Raw genomic sequence first — 273 nt, 5'->3', positions numbered from 1 at the left:
GTGATCACCCTTCCGACGAGCCGCCTCATGGTAGCACGCGCGGAACTGCGTCTCGGTCACGTCGCCGTAATAGCCCTTGAGCTTCTGCTTGGCGCGCAGCTGGATACCGAAATCGCGGACCTTGCCCGTGCGGCGCTGGCCGTGCTGGCCCGGGCCGTATTCGCGCTTGTTGACCGGCGACTTGGGACGGCCCCAGAGGTTCTCGCCCATACGGCGCTCGAGTTTGTACTTCGCGCTTTGACGCTGCGACATGATAAAACCTTTGCAAATGCA

General features: G+C 62.3%; 1 protein-coding gene. It reads right to left on the bottom strand.

Features of this window, described 5'->3' with window-relative positions; translation table 11 throughout:
* A partial coding sequence (locus AC0CH3_RS17810) for a ribosomal protein uS4 family protein (RefSeq protein WP_465238126.1) occupies nucleotides 1-252 on the bottom strand: 252 nt, incomplete at its 3' end.
* Between the last annotated feature and the right edge of the window lie 21 nt (nucleotides 253-273).

Source organism: Sphingomonas sp. AC449, from assembly GCF_979253475.1.
The sequence above is the reverse complement of the archived record's forward strand: the minus strand, read 5'-3'. Positions and strand labels throughout refer to the sequence as shown.